The sequence below is a fragment of the Janthinobacterium sp. GL_088 genome (genome assembly GCF_057837845.1).
The window spans coordinates 1-19,543 of the sequence record NZ_CM174453.1; the positions used below are offsets into that span (position 1 = coordinate 1).

Annotated in this window: 16 protein-coding genes; 10 read left to right on the forward strand and 6 right to left on the reverse strand. The window is 61.9% G+C overall.

Going from position 1 to position 19,543, the window contains the following annotated elements:
• From dnaA to AC3IQ7_RS00025, 5 genes are all read left to right on the forward strand, one after another.
• A complete protein-coding gene (gene dnaA, locus AC3IQ7_RS00005; RefSeq protein ID WP_034781304.1) occupies positions 1-1,395 on the forward strand; it encodes a chromosomal replication initiator protein DnaA in 1,395 nt (464 codons plus the stop codon).
• A gap of 150 nt (positions 1,396-1,545) precedes the next feature.
• Positions 1,546-2,652: a DNA polymerase III subunit beta gene (gene dnaN, locus AC3IQ7_RS00010; protein WP_034754341.1), complete on the forward strand. Its 1,107-nt coding sequence runs from the start codon at positions 1,546-1,548 to the stop codon at positions 2,650-2,652.
• A gap of 81 nt (positions 2,653-2,733) precedes the next feature.
• Positions 2,734-5,232, forward strand: a complete 2,499-nt coding sequence (gene gyrB / locus AC3IQ7_RS00015) for a DNA topoisomerase (ATP-hydrolyzing) subunit B (protein WP_322428992.1) — start codon at positions 2,734-2,736, stop codon at positions 5,230-5,232.
• 145 nt (positions 5,233-5,377) lie between these two features.
• A complete protein-coding gene (locus tag AC3IQ7_RS00020) occupies positions 5,378-6,298 on the forward strand; it encodes a bifunctional helix-turn-helix transcriptional regulator/GNAT family N-acetyltransferase (RefSeq protein WP_489208022.1) in 921 nt (306 codons plus the stop codon).
• 179 nt (positions 6,299-6,477) lie between these two features.
• A complete protein-coding gene (locus AC3IQ7_RS00025) occupies positions 6,478-7,539 on the forward strand; it encodes a GGDEF domain-containing protein (RefSeq protein ID WP_489208023.1) in 1,062 nt (353 codons plus the stop codon).
• Here the strand turns inward: AC3IQ7_RS00025 and AC3IQ7_RS00030 are convergent.
• Positions 7,518-7,886 carry a hypothetical protein gene (locus tag AC3IQ7_RS00030; protein WP_489208024.1) on the reverse strand — a complete coding sequence of 123 codons (369 nt, stop codon included), beginning with the start codon at positions 7,884-7,886 and terminating at the stop codon, positions 7,518-7,520. The genes AC3IQ7_RS00025 and AC3IQ7_RS00030 overlap by 22 nt on opposite strands.
• 100 nt (positions 7,887-7,986) lie before the next feature.
• On the opposite strand from AC3IQ7_RS00030, the gene AC3IQ7_RS00035 reads away from it, so the two are divergent.
• Both AC3IQ7_RS00035 and AC3IQ7_RS00040 read left to right on the forward strand, forming a co-directional pair.
• Positions 7,987-9,021, forward strand: a complete 1,035-nt coding sequence (locus AC3IQ7_RS00035; protein ID WP_489208026.1) for a hypothetical protein — start codon at positions 7,987-7,989, stop codon at positions 9,019-9,021.
• Between the two features lie 161 nt (positions 9,022-9,182).
• Positions 9,183-10,334, forward strand: a complete 1,152-nt coding sequence (locus AC3IQ7_RS00040; RefSeq protein WP_489208027.1) for an AI-2E family transporter — start codon at positions 9,183-9,185, stop codon at positions 10,332-10,334.
• Between the two features lies 1 nt (position 10,335).
• Here the strand turns inward: AC3IQ7_RS00040 and AC3IQ7_RS00045 are convergent, their stop codons facing one another.
• From AC3IQ7_RS00045 to AC3IQ7_RS00055, 3 genes are all read right to left on the reverse strand, one after another.
• On the reverse strand, positions 10,336-12,069 hold the full coding sequence (locus AC3IQ7_RS00045) for a methyl-accepting chemotaxis protein (protein ID WP_489208028.1): 1,734 nt from the start codon (positions 12,067-12,069) through the stop codon (positions 10,336-10,338).
• Positions 12,070-12,418: 349 nt separating this feature from the next.
• A complete protein-coding gene (locus AC3IQ7_RS00050) occupies positions 12,419-14,029 on the reverse strand; it encodes a toxin-antitoxin system YwqK family antitoxin (RefSeq protein WP_489208029.1) in 1,611 nt (536 codons plus the stop codon).
• A gap of 41 nt (positions 14,030-14,070) precedes the next feature.
• Complete coding sequence (locus tag AC3IQ7_RS00055) at positions 14,071-14,985, reverse strand: DMT family transporter (protein WP_099379280.1); 915 nt, start codon at positions 14,983-14,985, stop codon at positions 14,071-14,073.
• Positions 14,986-15,086: 101 nt separating this feature from the next.
• On the opposite strand from AC3IQ7_RS00055, the gene AC3IQ7_RS00060 reads away from it, so the two are divergent.
• The 3 genes from AC3IQ7_RS00060 to AC3IQ7_RS00070 all read left to right on the forward strand — a co-directional run bounded on the left by AC3IQ7_RS00060 (position 15,087) and on the right by AC3IQ7_RS00070 (position 17,167).
• A complete protein-coding gene (locus tag AC3IQ7_RS00060) occupies positions 15,087-15,875 on the forward strand; it encodes an AraC family transcriptional regulator (protein ID WP_099379279.1) in 789 nt (262 codons plus the stop codon).
• A gap of 116 nt (positions 15,876-15,991) precedes the next feature.
• Positions 15,992-16,591: a MarC family protein gene (locus AC3IQ7_RS00065; protein ID WP_034781292.1), complete on the forward strand. Its 600-nt coding sequence runs from the start codon at positions 15,992-15,994 to the stop codon at positions 16,589-16,591.
• A 30-nt stretch (positions 16,592-16,621) separates the two neighbouring features.
• Positions 16,622-17,167: a DinB family protein gene (locus AC3IQ7_RS00070; protein WP_219312148.1), complete on the forward strand. Its 546-nt coding sequence runs from the start codon at positions 16,622-16,624 to the stop codon at positions 17,165-17,167.
• On the opposite strand, the gene AC3IQ7_RS00075 is transcribed toward AC3IQ7_RS00070, so the two are convergent.
• Together AC3IQ7_RS00075 and AC3IQ7_RS00080 are read right to left on the reverse strand one after the other, a co-directional pair.
• The gene (locus tag AC3IQ7_RS00075) at positions 17,132-18,322 is read right to left on the reverse strand and encodes an MFS transporter (RefSeq protein WP_489208030.1); all 1,191 of its coding nucleotides are present in this window, start codon (positions 18,320-18,322) and stop codon (positions 17,132-17,134) included. The genes AC3IQ7_RS00070 and AC3IQ7_RS00075 overlap by 36 nt on opposite strands.
• On the reverse strand, positions 18,319-19,500 hold the full coding sequence (locus AC3IQ7_RS00080) for a serine hydrolase domain-containing protein (RefSeq protein WP_489208031.1): 1,182 nt from the start codon (positions 19,498-19,500) through the stop codon (positions 18,319-18,321). Before AC3IQ7_RS00080 ends, AC3IQ7_RS00075 begins: the two co-directional genes overlap by 4 nt.
• Between the last annotated feature and the right edge of the window lie 43 nt (positions 19,501-19,543).

Below are 19,543 nucleotides of genomic sequence, written 5' to 3' on the forward strand. Positions count from 1 at the left end.
ATGGATAATTTCTGGCAGGCCTGTTCCGCGCAGTTGGAACTGGAGCTGACACCGCAACAATTCAGTGCGTGGATCAAACCGCTTATCCCTCTCGATTACGAAGAGGGCAAGCTGCGCATTGCTGCGCCCAATCGCTTCAAGCTCGATTGGGTCAAGACTCAGTTCGCCAGCCGCATCACTGCGCTGGCCATTCAGTACTTCGAAGCGCCGACGGAAGTGCAGTTCGTGCTCGACCCGCGCCTGGCCCTGCCGAAGAAACCCGTCACCGCCAGCACCCCGGCCAGCGATCCGAATGGCGGCGCGCCCAGCGCACGCGCCGCGGAGCCGCAGCCCAGCGTGCCGGAACTGAGCATTGGTGCCGCGCCGCGCCGCGAGCAGAGCCGCATCAACACCGACCTGACCTTCGACAGCTTCGTGACGGGTAAAGCCAACCAGCTGGCGCGCGCCGCCGCCATCCAGGTGGCGAACAATCCGGGCGTGTCGTACAACCCGCTGTTCTTCTACGGCGGCGTCGGCCTCGGTAAGACCCACTTGATCCACGCCATCGGCAACCAGGTGATGGCCGACAATCCGGGCGCAAAAATTCGCTACATCCACGCGGAACAGTACGTTCGCGATGTAGTGACCGCTTACCAGCGCAAGGGTTTCGACGACTTCAAGCATTACTATCACTCGCTCGACATGCTGCTGATCGATGATATCCAGTTCTTTGGCGGCAAGAGCCGCACGCAGGAAGAGTTTTTCTATGCGTTCGAGGCATTGATTGCCGCGAAGAAGCAGATCATCATCACTTCGGATACGTATCCGAAGGAAATCACGGGCATGGACGACCGTTTGATCTCGCGCTTCGATTCAGGCCTGACGGTGGCCATCGAACCGCCGGAACTGGAAATGCGCGTGGCGATTCTGCTGAAAAAAGCCAAGCAGGAAGGCGTGACCTTCTCCGACGACGTGGCTTTCTTTGTCGCCAAGCACTTGCGCTCGAACGTGCGCGAGCTGGAAGGCGCGCTGCGCAAGATCCTCGCGTACTCGCGTTTCCATGGCAAAGACATCACGATCGATATCGTCAAGGAAGCCCTGAAGGATTTGCTGTCGGTACAGAACCGCCAGATTTCCGTGGAAAACATCCAGAAAACCGTGGCCGACTTCTTCAATATCAAGGTTGCCGACATGTATTCGAAGCGCCGCCCCGCGAATATCGCCCGGCCGCGCCAGATCGCCATGTACCTGGCCAAGGAATTGACACAGAAGAGCCTGCCGGAGATCGGCGAGCTGTTCGGCGGCCGCGACCACACCACGGTGCTGCATGCCGTGCGCAAGATCGCGCTGGACCGCACCAAGAACCCGGAATGCAACCACGAGTTGCATGTGCTGGAGCAAACGTTGAAGGGCTAAGCACGGCTTTGGCAAGACTGGCTCAAAACGTGCTTTACCCTTATTATCTGGGAGGGCGCCGCAGCCGGTCTGTCGGGGCTTCCCATGGCAACAATTGTTAAATTAATACGTTAAACGTCGTACTGTTCAACCTATACATTGAGGATAAATATGCAATTGGTCAAAACCACCCGAGATACCCTTCTCCGGCCACTGCAGATCGTGAGCGGTATTGTCGAGCGTCGGCACACTATGCCGATTCTGGCCAATATCCTCATCCGCAAAGACGGTGAAAATGTCTCCTTCCTGTCGACCGACACCGAAGTGCAGATCACCACGCACGCGGAAATCGGTTCCGGCGCGGACGTCACCGGCACCACCGTGGCCGCGCGCAAGCTGCTGGACATCCTGCGCGCCCTGCCCGAATCGGGCGACGTCACGATGACCCTGCTGAACAAGCGCCTGACCGTGCAAACGGGCAAGTCGCGCTTCGCCCTGCAAACGCTGGCGGCGGAAGAGTTTCCAACCGTGCAACAAGCGGAAAGCTACAACGCGTCCGTCACCCTGCCCCAGAAAACGTTGAAGCACCTGTTCAACATGGTGCATTTCTCGATGGCGCAGCAAGACATCCGCTATTACCTGAACGGCTTGCTGCTGGTTCTGGATGGCAATAATGTCATCGCCGTGGCCACCGACGGTCACCGCCTGGCGTTTTGCCAGGTGGCCACCGAGCAGACGTTTGCACGCCAGGAAGTCATTATTCCGCGCAAGACCATCATCGAACTGCAGCGCCTGCTGGAAGAAAACGATGAGCCGGTGCAACTGGACATCGCCGCCAACCAGGTGAAACTGACCTTTGCCGACATCGAGCTGATCTCGAAGCTGGTGGAAGGCAAGTTCCCCGACTACACGCGCGTGATTCCAAAAGGCTACAAAAACGACTTCACCATCGGCCGCGATGAACTGCTGCGCTCGCTGCAACGTGCCGCCATCATGACCAGCGACAAGTTCAAGGGCGTGCGCTGCATCATCACCCCGGGCAGCATGAAGATCAGCTCGACCAATGCGGACCAGGAAGAAGCCGTCGAAGAGCTGGAAATCGATTACGGCGGCGACTCCGTTGACATCGGCTTCAACGTGACGTATCTGCTGGACGTGCTGAACAACCTGAAATGCGAATACGTCAACATCGCGCTGGGCGACTCGAACTCGTCCGCCCTGATCTCCATCCCCGACAATGCCGACTTCAAGTACGTCGTCATGCCGATGCGGATTTAAGCGTAACCCAATGCAAAACTGGGGTCTGATCCAACAGGGTCAGGCCCCGCAATCAGCAATCGTTATTTGAGAAAGCAGTCCATGTCCGAGAATCCACAAGACACCCCGATCCAGGCCAAAACGGAAGAATACGGCGCCTCCTCCATCCAGATCCTGGAAGGCCTGGAAGCCGTACGCAAACGCCCGGGCATGTACATTGGCGACACCTCGGACGGCACCGGCTTGCACCATCTGGTATTCGAAGTGCTGGACAACTCGATCGATGAATCGCTGGCCGGCCACTGCACGGAAATCCACGTCACCATCCACAGCGACAATTCGATCTCGATCACCGACAATGGCCGCGGCGTGCCGACCGGCCTGAAAATGGACGACAAGCACGATCCGAAACGTTCGGCGGCAGAAATCGTCATGACCGAACTGCACGCGGGCGGCAAGTTCGACCAGAACTCGTACAAAGTATCGGGCGGTTTGCACGGCGTGGGCGTGTCCTGCGTCAATGGTCTGTCGAAATTGCTGAAACTGACCATCCGCCGCGATGGCAAAGTGCATCACATGGAATTCGTGCGCGGCGTGCCGCAAGACCGCCAGATCGTCATGGTGGGCGACATCGCCACTTCCCCGATCAAGGTCATCGGCGACACCGACAAGCGCGGCACCGACGTGCATTTCTGGGCCGATGAAGAGATTTTCACGCACGTGGAATTCCACTACGAAATCCTGGCCAAGCGCATCCGCGAACTGTCCTTCCTGAACAATGGCGTCAACATCAAGTTGTCGGACCAGCGCACGGGCAAGGAAGAAATCTTCGCCTTCGAAGGCGGCACGCGCGGCTTCGTCGAATACATCAACAAGGCCAAGTCGGTCTTGCACCCGACCATTTTCCAGGCCACGGGCGAGCGCATGTCGGACCAGGGCACGAACATCTCGGTCGACGTGTCGATGCAGTGGAACGATGCCTACAATGAACAGGTACTGTGCTTCACGAATAACATCCCGCAACGCGACGGCGGTACCCACCTGACGGGCTTGCGCGCAGCAATGACGCGCGTCATCAACAAATACATCGATGAACACGAGTTCGCCAAGAAGGCGAAAGTGGAAATCAGCGGCGACGACATGCGCGAAGGCCTGACCTGCGTCTTGTCGGTAAAAGTGCCGGAACCGAAATTCTCGTCGCAGACGAAAGACAAGCTGGTGTCGAGCGAAGTGCGCGGCCCCGTCGAAGAGATCGTCGCCAAGACCCTGGCCGACTACCTGCAGGAAAAACCAAACGACGCCAAGATCATTTGCGGCAAGATCGTCGAAGCGGCACGCGCCCGCGAAGCGGCACGCAAGGCCCGCGACTTGACGCGCCGCAAAGGCATCATGGACGGCCTGGGCCTGTCGGCCAAGCTGGCCGACTGCCAGGAAAAAGATCCCGCCCTGTGCGAACTGTACATCGTCGAGGGTGACTCCGCAGGTGGCTCGGCAAAACAGGGGCGCGACCGCAAGTTCCAGGCGATTTTGCCGCTGCGCGGTAAAGTCTTGAACGTGGAAAAAGCCCGTTTCGAAAAAATGCTGTCGTCGGAGCAGATCACCACCCTGATCGCCACGCTCGGCACCTCGATCGGACCGGATGAATTCAACGTCGAAAAACTGCGCTACCACCGCATCATCATCATGACCGATGCTGACGTCGACGGCGCCCACATCCGTACCCTGCTGCTGACCCTGTTCTACCGCCAGATGCCGCAACTGGTCGAGCGCGGCCACATCTACATCGCGCAACCGCCGCTGTACAAGGTGAAGTCGGGCCGCGACGAGCGCTATCTGAAAGATGACGCCGAAGAAGCGAGCTACATGATGACGGTGGCGCTGAACACGGCCGTGCTGGTACCGCGCACAGGCGCGGAAGGCATTTCCGGCGAAACGCTGACGGAACTGGTGCGCAAATTCAACCTGTCGAACACCATCATGACCCGTCTGACGCGCGTCATCGACCGCGCCGCCCTGACGGCCATCATGACGGGCGTGCAGCTGGACCTGTCGACCCTGGACCTGGCGGAAACCTCCGCCCTGGCCCTGCAGACGGCCATCAACGACAGCGCCGTGCGCGTGCACGTGCGTTCCGACGACTTGTCGGAAAAACACATGCTGCGTATCGAGCGCATGCACCACGGCAACGTGAAAGTCAGCGCCATTGACGCCGATTTCGTGCAGGGCCCGGACTACGCCGTGCTGAGCAGCGGCGCCGCCACCTTCGAAGGCCTGATCGGCGAAGGCGCCTTCGTGCGCCGCGGCGAAGGCGAGCGCATCAAGGAAATCGCCGTGGTCGACTTCCACCAGGCCATGCAATGGCTGCGCGACGAAGCCGAGCGCACCGTCTCGAAACAGCGCTACAAAGGTCTGGGCGAGATGAACCCGGATCAACTGTGGGAAACGACGATGGACCCGACCGTACGCCGCTTGCTGAAGGTACAGATCGAAGATGCGATTGCGGCAGATCAAATCTTCACGACACTGATGGGCGACGACGTGGAACCACGCCGCGCCTTCATTGAAAACAACGCATTGCGCGCGGGCAATATCGACGTGTAAGCCAGCTTTTCTGGTTTGCGTGACCGCCAAGGCGGCCCTCTTCAGGGCCGCTTTTTTTATGTACGCCTGCATCCTGTCGCCATATTGACATACTTGCCAAAAGCAAGCAATAATCTGCCTTAAGCAAGCAAATAAGAGGTGTCACATGCAGACAGACCAACTCGGCGAACGCACGGAGATCGTGCGTCGTTTCAACCGTTTCTACACGCGCCAGATTGGCGTGCTGCATGAACACTTGCTGGATAGCGCGTTTTCGCTGACGGAAGTGCGCATCCTGTATGAACTGGCGCATCAGGCGCAACTGACCAATGCGGACCTGTGCCGCGAGCTGGGCTTGAACGCGGGCTACCTGAGCCGTGTCATTGCCGGGTTCGAAAAGCAGGGGCTGATCGCGAAGACGCGCTCGCCCACGGATGCACGCGCGGCGCAATTGCAGCTGACCGAGCAAGGACAGCGCACCCTCGCGCCCCTGGTCGACGCTTCGCGGCGCGAAGTTGCCGCCATGCTGGAGCGCTTGCCGCCAACGGCGCAGCAGGAGCTGGTCGCTGCGATGGGGCAAATCCAGGGTTTGCTGGGAGAAACGTCACCCAGTTATATCCTGCGCAATCCACAGCCGGGCGACATGGGCTGGATCATCCACCGGCAAGCCGTGCTGTATGCGCAGGAATATGGCTGGAACAACGAATATGAGGCACTCGTTGCCGAGATTCTCGCCAAGTTCGTGCGCGAATTCGACCCGGCCCGTGAGCGCTGCTGGATCGCCGAAAAGGACGGCAAGGTGATCGGTTCCGTCTTCATCGTTCGCCAGGACGATACGACGGCCAAGCTGCGCCTGCTGTATGTCGATCCGTGCGCGCGCGGCCTGGGCATCGGCAGCCGTCTGGTCGATGAATGCCTGCGCTTCAGCCGCCAGGTCGGCTATACGAACATGGTGTTGTGGACCAACAGCATCCTCACCGATGCGCGCCGCATCTACGACAAGGCTGGCTTCCAGCTGGTCGAGGAAGAAGCGCATCACAGCTTTGGCAAGGACCTGCTCGGCCAGGTGCTGGCACGCGAGCTGTGACGCTCACTGTGGCGGCAGCAGGACACTGGCCGCCGTTTTCCTCGCCCCAGTCACCATTCCCCCCAAGAAACCAGTACACTAGTTCCTGAGCGCAACTAATTTTGCGCATGCACCAAGCCGCCTGCCGTTGCCGGGAGGCGCCCCTGCCGCAAGGCGTGTTGTCTGCCTGGACAAATGCAATGTTCACTTCGCGCAGCCTGTCTCCTGCCTTCTATTACCTGTTCTTTTCAGGAGAACGGGAGCAGCAGCAGCGCTTTTTCAAGGAACTGCATTTCATTTCGATAGCCATCCTGACGTTTGGCCTGGCTTGCTGGTTGGTCACGTTCAGCCTGACCTTGCCGCGCGCCTCGCTCGATCATGCGCAAGCGGCGCTGGGCGTGACGGGCATGCTGGTCGGGCTGCTGCTGACCGTGTATGCGAAGTCCTTGCAGGCCATCATCGTCAGCGGCACCATCAGCGTGCTGTTCATCGCTTTCAGTTTTCGCGTGCTGATGCTGGGCACGGAAGATCCCGCTTTCTGGGTATTGCCGCTGGGCGTGATGATCACCCTGACGACGGCGCCCATCTTCAGCGGCATCGCGTATTACCTGGGCGTATCGCTGTGCGTGTGGGCCATCCTGGGGCTGGGGCAGTTTCCCGTGCATGCGGGCCAGGCCGACCAGCATTGGCCCGTGCTGGCCGTCACCATCAGCGTGATCATCGGCCTGGCGCTGAATATCTATTTTCTCGTCTTGCGCATCCATAACTACCGCTCCCAGCGCGAACTGGCGACGATGGCTTACAAGGATGGCTTGACCGGGCTCAACAACCGACGCATGTTCACGCAAAGCGCCCGCGCCTTGCAGCGCACGGCGCGCACGCCCGCGTATTTCCTGATGATCGACATCGACGACTTCAAGCAAATCAACGACGTGCATGGCCATGACGTGGGTGACGAGGTGCTGAAAAAGATCGCCGAGGTCATCAGTGGACTGTCGGGCGAGCACCTGTGCGGCCGGCTGGGTGGCGAGGAGTTTGCCGTGATTTACCTGGGCGAAAAAAACGCGGCCTGCGCCTTTGCCGCGCAGCTGGTCGATGCTGTCGAGGCGGCCTTTGTGCCGGAACGCAAGGTGTCCGTCAGCATCGGCATGGCGGAACTGATCAAGGAAGCGGACCTGTCGCACAGCTACCGACGCGCCGATGAATCCTTGTACCAGGCCAAGAAAAGCGGCAAGAACCGCTACGTGCTCAATGCCGCCTGAACACCGCCGTCCGGCGTCGCGTCGAGCAGCGCCAGCAAGGCTTGCGGCGCAATTTTCCACGGGGCGCGCTGCTCGGGGTCCACCTCGTCCCAGCTGTCCAGGGCACCGATCTTGAGGATGGTCAAGGGAATGTCCTTGCTTTCAAAGAACGCCAGCATGCGGCGAATCAAACGACTCACCTTGGCGTGGTCGTCCATATACAAGGAGCAGGTATAGAAACAGCCCTTCTCTCCCATGCGCAATTTCCTGGCCTGGCCGACACGCGAGTAGCCCACGTACTTGTACAGGAACTCGGTTACTACCTCATCGTCGACGGGAATACTGCAGGAAATGGTGATCTTGGCCATGATAACGGAGGACAGTGATTCAATAGCCAAGCTTAGCAGAAAGCGTTTCATTCCTGAAATGCTAAGATCGCGGCCCGCGCATGCCGGCAAGCCGTCCGGCATGGCGACTCGACAAGGATTGCCATTGAACACCCCAGGAAAAATCACTCTGCGCATGCTGACGCTGTGCGCCGCCCTGTGCTTGCCGCTTTCCAGCATGGCACAAGTCATTTCTGCCGAAGATGCCGCCTTCGTGGCCGCCACCGTGCCCGTGCCGTCGCCGCCGCTGCGCCTGAGTGCGCATCCGCAGATCCGCGCCGACGTCTTGAAACTGCTCGGCTATGCGCGCGGTAGCTATACACAGGGCAACTCCCTGATCGCGCGCCAGGTGCTCGACAGCATGCATTCACTCGATGACATCACGCGCACCATGCTGCCCGACGGACGCTCGGTGCTGGCCTCCATCGATGCCAGCACGCACGGTGCATGGCGCGCCGCCATGCTGTTCGATCCGCAACGCAAGCTGCTGGCCCTGGGCCTCGTCAACGGCCATTGCCAGGCCGCCATCGGCGACGCCGGCCCCGCTTGCCTGCCGTCCACGCACGCTGTACTGACCCTGTTCCTGCCGCCGGGCGCGGAGGACGAGACGGCCGCGCCGCTGCTGGTCTGGGCACGGCAACTGCCGACCATGCTGGCGCAGGCTGCGCCGGAACAGCGGCAAAGTATTGCTGTGGTGGAATACATCACCACCCGCCCCGGCCAGCCCGGCTGGGAGCCGCGCGACGTGCCGCCCGGCTTTCCTGCCAGCCTGCTGCACCTGCTGCTGCCGAATGCGGAGTTGAACAGCAGCTCCAGCAGCGGCAAGATCGTCACACCGGCCGGCCTGGCCGGTTTGCCCATGCGCACGCCCACGGAAGCGGCCGAGGCCGGCGACGAGCCCATGCCCGATGCGGACATCACCGTGCGCAGCTATGCAGACTTCCACTGGGTGCTCAACACCTACGCGAAGCTGGCCAAGGGCGCACAAGTAAAGGGCCATGACGACAAGGTCGTGTTCACCGGCAGCGATACGAGCGGCCGCTATACGGTGACCTTGCGCGAGCCCAACAAGGACGATGGCGTCTTCATCACCGTGGCAAGCTGGCGGGAAAAATAAGCGCAAGAGCAGGGAAAGCATTGCCATTCCGCACAAGAGCATGGCATTTTGGCATTTTGCGGTATGATTTCCGGCCGTGCGGCGCGGCCCGATCCCTGCCTTGCCCACCCTGCCCTTCAAGCCAGTCACGCTTGCGTCGCCTCCTGCCCTAAGGAATTCATATGTTCGGTTTTAACTTGCGCGTTGCCAAGATGGTGTGGACGGCTTTCCTCATCGCCTTCCTGCTCTTTCTCACCTACAAGGTCTCGTCGACCCTGATCGTGGTGGTATTTGCCATTTTCTTCAGCTATCTCGTGTACCCGCTGATCGGCCTGCTGGAGCGGTATGGGCCGAAGCGCTTGCCGCGCACGGCCAATATCGGCATCGTCTTCCTGGTGGTGATCCTGCTGGTGGCGGTGCTGGGCTCCATCTTCGGCGCGCGCATCGAGGAGGAAGCGATCAAGCTCAGTGATCAGTTGCCGACCCTGCTCAAAGGCAACAACTTTGCCGAGCGCATCCCATTGCCGGAATTCATGGAACCGTTGCGCGCGCGCCTGCTGTCGTTCATGCAGACGCAGCTGAGCAGCAGTACGGGACAAGCCATGCCGCTGGCGAAGGAACTGGGCTTGACCGTCATGCATGCGGCCAGCAACCTGATCTATCTGGTGCTGGTGCCCGTGCTGAGTTTTTTGCTGATCAAGGAAGGGCCGGACATGCGCGACGGCTTGCTGTCCCTGCTGAACCGCCCGAACAAGAAACTCTGGGGCGCCATCATCGATGACCTCGACATCCTGCTGTCGCGCTATGTGCGCGCCCTGCTGCTGTTGTCGATCGCCACCTTTGTCTCCTACAGCATCGCCTTTTCCCTGATGGGCGTGCCGTACAGCCTGCTGCTGGCCGGCGCGGCCGCCTTGCTGGAATTCATCCCGTTTGCCGGCCCGCTGGCCGCCGCCGTCATCGCCGTGGTCGTGGCCGGTTTCAGCGGTTTCGAGCACGTGTTCTGGCTGATCGGCTTTATCGCCGCCTACCGTTTGTTCCAGGATTACGTGGTCAATCCGTACCTGATGAGCGAGGGTGTGGAAGTGAGCCCGTTGATGGTGATTGTCGGCTTGCTGGCCGGCGACCAGTTGGGGGGCGTGGTCGGCATCTTCCTGTCCGTGCCCGTGATGGCGGCCATCAAGATCGTCTTCGTGCGCGCGCGGGCGGCATTGCAGGCGCGCCATGATGCGCATGAGAAAGCGGAACAGGCGGCGGAAGAAGCGCGCGCCCAGGCCCTGGCCGAGGCGGCGCGATTGCAGGAACAGGGCAGCAAGGCCACCCTGCCAGTGCACTAACTTAGAACTCTTCCCACTCGCCGCTATTGTCCGCGGCAGGTTTGGCTGGACGCGGTTTTGCGGCAGCGGCAGGTGCTGCAGCGGCGCGGGCCGGCGCCAGGCGCAGGGCCGGACGTTTCAAGGCCGTGCTGGCGGCAGCCACGACAGGCTTGCGCAAGGCGGGCTTGGCGGCGGCCGGACCGCTGTGGTTGGCGTCGAGTTTGAAGATGCTGACCATCTCGGCCAGCGCAGCCGCCTGCTCCTGCATGGCTTCCGAGGCGGCTGCCGCTTCTTCCACCAGCGCCGCATTCTGTTGCGTCACGGTATCCATTTCCGCCACGGCTTGATTGATCTGGCCGATGCCCAGTTCCTGCTCGCGGCCGGCGGCGCTGATTTCGCCCATGATGTCCGTCACGCGGCGGATGCTGGAGACGATCTCGTCCATCGTCGTACCCGTCTGGCTGACCAGCGCGCTGCCGGCGCCCACGTTCTGCACCGACGCTTCGATCAGCATCTTGATGTCCTTGGCGGCGCTGGCCGAGCGGTGCGCCAGGTTGCGCACTTCCGTGGCGACGACGGCAAAGCCGCGGCCCTGCTCGCCGGCACGGGCCGCTTCCACGGCCGCGTTCAGGGCCAAGATGTTCGTCTGGAAGGCGATGCCGTCGATCACGCCGATGATATCGGCGATCTTTTTCGACGATTCGCTGATGGTACCCATGGTGTCGACCACTTGCGCCACCAGTGCGCCACCTTTCACGGCCACGTCCGAGGCCGACACGGCAAGCTGGTTCGCCTGGCGCGCATTGTCGGAATTCTGCTTGACGGTCGAGGTCAGTTCTTCCAGCGAGGACGCCGTTTCTTCCAGGCTCGACGCCTGCTGCTCCGTGCGGCTCGACAGATCCAGGTTGCCCGAGGCGATTTCATTGCTGGCCGTGGCGATGGCGCCGCTGCCGTCGCGCACGCCGCGCACGGTGGTCGACAGGCGTTCCTGCATTTTCTGCAAGCCCGTCAGCAAGGCGCCCATCTCGTCGTTGCGCGTGATGACGATGTCATTGGCAAGGTTACCGTCGGAAATGGCACCGAAATGGCGTAGGGCCTGGTCCAGCGGGTTAAAGATGGCGCGCAGCAGCAAAAAGCTGGAAATAATGGTCAGCAAGGCGCCGACGATCATGCCGCCGATAGCCATGGCCACCTGGCTGCGATAGCTGGACTGGCTGGCCGCATACATCGCGGCGGCCGAAGTGGCCTGGTATTGCGTCAATGTTTCGGCGGCCTGGTCCAGGGTGCGGTACAGCGGCGTCAGTCCCGACATCATCAAACCGTCCGCTTGTGCAACGTTGCCTTCACGCAAAGCCTTGCTCATGACCAGCAAGCCGTTGCTCATGTAATCGCTGCGCTTCTTGTCCATGTCGTCGGACAGGCGCTTTTCGTCCGTGCTTTGCGGCAAGGCCAGGTACACCTTCCAGGACTTGTTGGACGCTTCCATGAATTGTTCCGCACGGGCCAGGATATCCTTGGCGTCGGCCGCATCGGGATGCACCATCACGCGGTCCATCGTGAACCGGGCGCGGCCCAGCAGAATCTGCGATTCGCCGATCGCTTGCGTCGATGCCAGCTGATTGCTGTAGACCTCGTTGAGGCTGTTGTTGGCCGATTTCAGGCTGATGATACTCATGACGCCCAGCACGGCGATCAGCAGGCCCAGCACACTCATGGTGGCGATCAGGCGCATTTTTATTGTTATATTCGACAGCATGCAGTTTCCTTGGTAGGGGCGCAACCATGCCTGCGCTCACCAAACGGGATAGCAGCAAGCGCCAGACGGGCGGGTCACGTGAATTGTTCAGGACAGGTCGATACGGCGTGTGCGGCGGCAGGGGGGAAGGCGGCCCGCGCATATCGTCAGGAGTGAAAGACAGATCAACAGGGTTGAGGTTTTCTGTACTTTTATTTCCTGACTGCAAGATACAGGGAAAGATTACTAGTAGCAACATCCAGCATGGATTTTCACGCTTTGTAACAAGCGGATGATGTTTTTTGCGCAGAACTGGCATTCCGCAATCGTGCGCGCTCGCGCCGGAATGCCATTTATGTTAGCCAATTAGTTAATACATGGTTTCTTCGATGAGCTGGCCATCGTCGCGGAAATACTGGAAACGGCCCGTTTTCCTGCCCATGTTGTAGGCGCCGATCTGCTTCGGTTTTCCATTCTGGAAATTCTCGATGTTGACACCATGCAGCACGCCCTTGTGCCAGTTGCGGTGAAATTGCGGCACTTCGCCATCGGGATAAAACAGGGTTTCCGCGCCATCGCGCTTGCCGCCGGCAAAGCTGCCCTGGTAACGCCGCTTGCCATCCGGATAAAAGCTCTCCATCGGGCCATCGAGGTCGCCCAGGCGATAATGTTCGGCCAGTTCCAGCTGGCCGCTGGCCGCGTATTGTTCCAGCTTGCCGTCGGGCTTGCCGTCGATCATCGTCAACACTTGCCAGCCGCCGTCCGGCGTCGCCTTCTTCCACGGCCCCTGTTTCACATCATTGACGTAGTTGCCGCCACCGCCAGGCTCGACCCACTGGCCCTGCTTCTTGCCATTGACATAGTTACCTTGCCATTGCACCACGCCATTGACGCGGCGTTCGCTGGGACCGTTCAAGCGGTCTTTCACAAACGTGTCGTAACCGGTGAAGCTGTGCATGTCCGCTGCGCGCCACTCCTCCACGCCCGGACTCACTTCCCAACGGCCCGTGCGCTGGCCACGCTGCATCATGCCCGTCGTCGTTTCATCGCCGCTTTCATACGTCCATGGCCCTTCGGCCTTGTCATCGACGAAGGCGCCAAACGAGCGGATGGTGAGCGGCTCTTCATAGTGCCACTGCCCCGTGCGCTTGCCCTGCGCATACAGGCCGCGGGCAAACACGCTGCCCGTGCAGCAATTCACGTCGTATTCGATGAGCAGCCCATCCTGGCTGGCGGCAAAGCGCTGCGGCTGCGTTTCCCAGGTGATCCACTTGACGTGATAACTGGGCGCGCGGCCCCCTTCCCATCCCTTGCCCAGCAGATAGGTCACCGTGAGGAAATGGCCGTCCTTTTCCTCGAAGGTTTTTTTATAGGCAAATGCCGGCGCGTCCGCCGGCTTGCCGGGCAATAACTCGCCATCGATATTGAAATAGCCGACCAGGGTGCCATGGCCATGCTCGATGGCGTCGAACTCGGCCACGCCCGTGGGCGCGTAGGCGATGCTGTAGTCGATCAGCTGCAAACGGCCCAGCGCGGCGCGCACCTGTGCCTCGTCCATGGTTTTCGCTCCGCGCACGATGGCGTCCAGGACCGGCTGCAAGGTGGTCACCTTGAACATCCTGCCGCCGCTGCGCTCGTAACGGTAGGCATGCAAGTTGTATTGACCATCGTTGCGGCTGAGCACCAAGGTGGTTTCGCCTTCGCTGTCGAGGTCAAGCTGGAACACAGCCGCGATGCTGGCCTTGCCATACTTGTCCAGGTTCATGCGTTTTTCACTGACCCCGTTGCACTGGCAGTAGTAGCCGTTGACTTCGCCATTTTCCCGCAGGAAGGCCAGCACCACGCCGCCGTCGCGGCGCTCGACAACGCTGGCGGTAGCCATCGGTTTACCCTCGTAGAACCGCACTGCCGCCTGCGCCGGCGCCAAGGTACCCAGCGCCAGCAGCGCTGCCATCGTGCTCATCCAAAATATTTGCCGCATGCCAACTCCACTGCCTGAAAAGCGCCATTATGCATGGCCGTTCAGGCAAGACCGGACACGCCAGGACGCTGGCGCCACAGGGGCCGCTGCACCGTCTGCGCCAGCAACACGCCCAGCAGCGAAATGCCGCCGCCGACCAGGTGGTACACATGCATGCTTTCGTGCAGCCAGACGATGGCCAGCAAGGCCGTCAGCAGGGGCAGCAGGTTGACGTAGATGCTGCAGCGATTCGGCCCCAGTAGCTTTACCCCTTCGATCCACAGGTAGGACAGGACGATGGACGAACCGATGCCCGCATAACCGATCAGCGGCAAGGTGGTGGCGTCCAGCCGGGCGCTGCCGGGCGGCAGCAGCAGGAACAGCGGCAGCATGCACGCCAGCGCCGCCAGGGCCTGGCAATAAATAGCTTGCCAGGCGGGAATGGACAGACGCCAGCGGCGCAGCAGCACGCCGTACAGGGCAAACACCAGGCAAGCGAGCAGCATCAGCGCGTCACCCGCATGCACGCCTTGATGCAGCAAGGCCAGCACGTCGCCGCGCCCTACCAGATACAGCAAGCCGCCAAACGACAGCACGCCGCCGGCCGTCATGCCGACCGTCAATCGCTCGCCCAGCAGCAGCACGCTGAGCAGGGCAGTCATCAGGGGCGCCAGCGCCGTGACGATGGCCATATTCGTCGCAGTGGTGCTTTCCGCGGCGCGGTAGGACAGGCTCTGGAACAGCGCCATCGACATCACGCCGCACAGCGCCAGCTGCCACCACTGGCGGCGGATGGCGGCGCGGTTGCGCCACAGGGGGCGGGCGATGAATGGCGTCATCACCAGCAAGACCAGCACCAGGCGGTAAAAAGTGATGGCCGTGGGGGCGATGCTGGACGCGGCCAGCTTCGAGACGACGACGTTGCCGGCCCACAGCAGCATGGCCAAAAACGGATACAGATAAGCGCGCACAGGCATGTGTCACTCCGGGAATAGTTGCGGGGAACCATCATGCCGCAGGCATGCCGCGCCTTCTCGCGCTAAGATGTCCATACCTATCGCAAAACTGACCTTATTTAATGGATTGCACGTCTCCCGCCTTTCAGGAATTGCTGCCCGTCACGGCGCGCGCCATGGCGCTGGCCGTCGACTATGCGCATGGCCACGTGATTTCCGTGCACCGCCACACGCATGCGCAATTGCTGTACGCCATCGAAGGCGTGATGACCATCGAGGCGCAGGGTGGGCGCTGGGTGGTGCCGCCCACGCGCGGCGTGTGGTTGCAGCCCGGCATCGCGCACCAGGTGCGCATGAGCGGCGCCGTGAAAATGCGCACCGTCTTCATCGATTGCGCCAGCTCGCCCTTGCTGCCGCGCCACAGTTGCGTGCTCGACATCAGCCCCCTGCTGCGGCAACTGATCGTGGCGGCCGTCGACATCGCGCCCGACTTTACGGAAGGCAGCCGCGACTGGCATCTGCTGCAATTGCTGTTGCACGAGCTCGACAGCCTGCCCGTGCTGCCCCTGTATCTGCCCTTGCCTTCTGACGCGCGCCTGCGCGGCATCTGCGCGCGGCTGATGGCGCAACCGGGCGAACAGCAGACGGTGGCGCACTGGGCACAGGAGCTGGCGATCACCGAGCGCAGCCTGCACCGCTTGTTCCAGAAACAGACGGGCATGCGCTTTGGCCAGTGGCGCCAGCAGGCGCGCTTGCTGCGGGCACTGGAACAATTGGCGCATGGCAGCAAGGTCATCGACGTGGCCATGGACAATGGCTACACCAGCCAGAGCGCGTTCACCGCCATGTTCAAGAAGCATTTTGGCACCACGCCCAGCGCGTTTTACCAGGCAAAAGTCATCGCAGCGTAAAAAAAATGCTGCTATGCATCAATAATCATGGGCGATAGCCGCCGCTCTTGTTATCATCGCAAGCCTTATCGCACCGCGCCCATCCTGGCAGCGGTGTTGACCTCAATCACACCACCATGACACAGAATTTCTTCCAGACTTTTATCCTGCTCTTGCTCGTCACCGATCCGTTCGGCAACGTTTCCCTGTTCGTCAATGCCCTGAAACGGGTGCCCATCGAGCGGCGCTGGAAAGTCGTGGTGCGCGAGTGCCTGATCGCCTTCGGCATCTTGCTGCTGTTTATGTTCTTCGGCCGCCATTTCCTGAACGCCTTGCAATTGTCGGAAGTGGCCCTGCGCATCGGCGGCGGCGTGATCCTGTTCCTGATCGCCATGCGCATGGTGTTTCCGCAGCCAAACGCCGGCAATAGCGACCACGAAATGGGCGGCGAACCGTTCATCGTGCCGCTGGCCATCCCCGCGCTGGCCGGCCCGTCCGCCCTGGCCACCGTGCTGCTGTTTTCCTCGCATGAAATGAACGAAGTCATCGCCCACGTGGCGGGGCTGACGGCCGTGGCCGTCGTCTGGCTGGCCGTGTTCCTGTGCGCCGAACGCTTGCAGCGGGCCTTGGGTCCAAGGGTCATGACGGCCTTCGAGCGCCTGATGGGCTTGATCCTGACGGCGATGGCCATAGAAATGTTGCTCGCCGGCATACGCGCGTTCCTGAAATCCGTTTAACATCATCATTCATCCACCGGAGGAATCATCATGAGCCGTTGCGCCCACCTTTGCCTGATGGCCGATTACAACCAGTGGATGAATGCCAAGGTCTACGCGGCGGCAGCCAGCCTGCCGCCCGGCGAGCTGCAGCGCGAGCGGGGCGCCTTTTTTGGCTCCCTGCTGGCCACCTTGAACCACGTGATGGTGGGCGACACCTTGTGGCTGCAGCGCTATGCCAAGCACCCGGCCGGCTTCCCCCTGCTCGATCCCATCCGCGCCATCACGCCGCCTGCCTCACTCACGCACCCGCTGTTCGCGGCCGAGGATTTTGCCGCCATGCACGCGCACCGGCAATGGCTGGACCAGCTCATCGTAGCCTGGGCCGCCTCGATCACGGAAGCGGACCTCGACCATTTGCTCGATTACCGCAACAGCAAGGGGCCGAACCGGCGCGAGTTTTTCAGCCTGCTCATGCATTTCTTCAACCACCAGACGCATCACCGGGGCCAGGCCAGCACCCTGCTGTCGCAAGCGGGCGTGGACATCGGCGACACGGATCTACTGTTTCGCATCCCCAACCATATCGAGGATTGACGACGGGCGGTACAGCCACGCCTTGAGCAAGATCAAGGCCAGCGCCAGACCGCCCAGCAGCGCGCCGCAAGCCAGCGCCCCCGGCATGCCGCAAGACACGATGGCCATGCCTCCCGCCAATGCACCCACCGTCACGCCCAGGTTGATAGCGGCGATATACACGCCGATGGCAAACGCGGGTGCCTCGCGCGCTTCGCTGCTGAGCCACACTTGCGTGACGATCAGCCCGCTCGTGTGCGCGGCGCCCCAGAACAGCAGCAAGACGGCCAGCGCCGCCCAGCCGGTTTCGCTACCCGCATAGCGGTACAGCAGCCAGTACGCCAGTCCCAGCAGCAGGGGTTGCAGCAACACCGTGCGCAGCACGTGCGTGCCGAGCTGACGCCCCGCGAACAGATTGCCCGCCACGCCACCCACGCCAAATACCACCAGCGCCAGCCCCGTCTGGCGCGCCGACAAGCCCGCTTCCTGCTGCAGGTAGGCGGCCGCATACGCATACACGGCAAACATGGCGGCAAATACGAGCACGGCGGCGGCAATATTGAACCACAGGGCCGGTTTGCGCAGCACGGCCAGCTGGCGGCCATACGCCAGCGGCGCCTCGCGCGGCGTGTCCGGCAAGAACAGGTATAAGCCCAGCGCCGCCAGGGCATTGACGAGCGCGCAGGCAAGGAACGATGCCTCATAGCCATACTGCGCGGCGATCCACGTGGTGAGCGGGCTGCCCAGCACCATGCCCATGCTGGTGCCCGTAAACGCGTGCGCGCCGGCCCGCGCCGATTGCTGCGGCGGGTACAGGGCGGCAGCGGCCACCATGGCCAGCGAGAAATACACAGGGTGGAACAGGGCCGGCACCATGCGCAGCGCCAGCAGCACCTCGAAGCGGGGCGCATACGCCGACACCACGCTGGCCAGCGCGAACACCAGCAGGGACGCGATCAGCACGGGTTTGCGGCGCCAGCGCGTGGCCAGCAGCACGAGGAAGGGCCCGCCAACGGCAATCACCAGGGCGAACAGGCTCACCAATGAGCCTGCCTGCGCGGCCGTCACGTCGTAGCGACGCATGATCATCGGCAAGATGCCGACCACGCCAAACTCGATGCAATACACGCCGAACAGGCCCAGCGCAAGGAAGACGATCGGGTGCGGGCGGGTCATGGCATTTCCTTGGCGCCATACACTGCCTGGCACAGTTCCGTCACGAACGGCCCCGCCATGCCTTCCAGTGCCGTATTCGTGAACGCCACCACGGACAGTTCCTGCGCAGGATCAACAAACCACGAGTGGCCATACGTGCCGCCCATGCGCCAGCTGCCCGTGGATTCCGGCGTGGCGGCCGCAAGCGGATCCGTCAAGACGGTAAAACCGAGGCCGAAACCACGACCGGGCCAGAACGGCAAATCGAAGCCACCGGTCTGGTTTTCTCCCATCTGGCGCGCCAGCGCCGGCGGCAGCAGCGACGCGCCGCCCAGGCGCAAGGTTTCCAGCAAACGCATGAAGTCGGGAGCCGAGCCGACCATGCCGGCACCGCCGGACGGGTAGGCGTGCGCGTCGCGGGCACGCGCCGCAGATAAGGCAAAACCTGCCATGCCATCAAGAAACGGCAGATGGTCTTCGCCCTCGTCCAGCAAGCGGCGCGGCTTGGACTCTCCCGCTGCGCGGTCCGCATACGCGACGGCCAGGCGCGCCGGGGCGGTCGCCACAAAACCCGTGTCGCGCATGGCCAGCGGCGCCGTCACCAGCTGTGCCACGGCGTGCGCCAGCGGCCAACCAGTCACCGCTTCGATCACGGCGCCCAGCACGTCGGTGGCGATCGAGTACGCCCAGCGCCCGCCCGGTGCATACGCGAGCGGCACGGTGGCCAGGCGCCGCAGGTTGTCTTCAAGATTCACGGGCGACGCGTCCATGCCATCCGACACCCCGGCCTGCGCATACGCGCCGCCCGGCGGCTGGAAAAAGCCATAGTCGAGTCCTGCCGTGTGCGTGAGCAGATGCCGCACGGTGAGCGCCGCCACGGCGCCGTCCGGCTGGCGCGGCGCGAAATACGGCAGCCAGCGCACTACCCGATCGTCCAGCCCCAGCCGACCCTGCCCCACCAGCGCCAGCGCGGCCGTCGAGACGATGGGTTTGCTCACGGATGCCAGGCGGAAGACGGCGTCCTCAACCATGGGCGTGCCCGCCTCGCGGTCCAGGTAGCCGGCCGCGCGGCGGTAAATTTCCTGGCTACGCTGGCGCACCAGCACCACGGCGCCCACCAGGCGCTGCCGCTGCAACACGACGTCCAGCAAGGGATCGATGCGGGCGGACAAAGCCGCAGGAGAGAAGTTGTACATCATGGCTCAGCCTTTCAAATGATCAGGCTGCCAAGGTAAGCCAGGC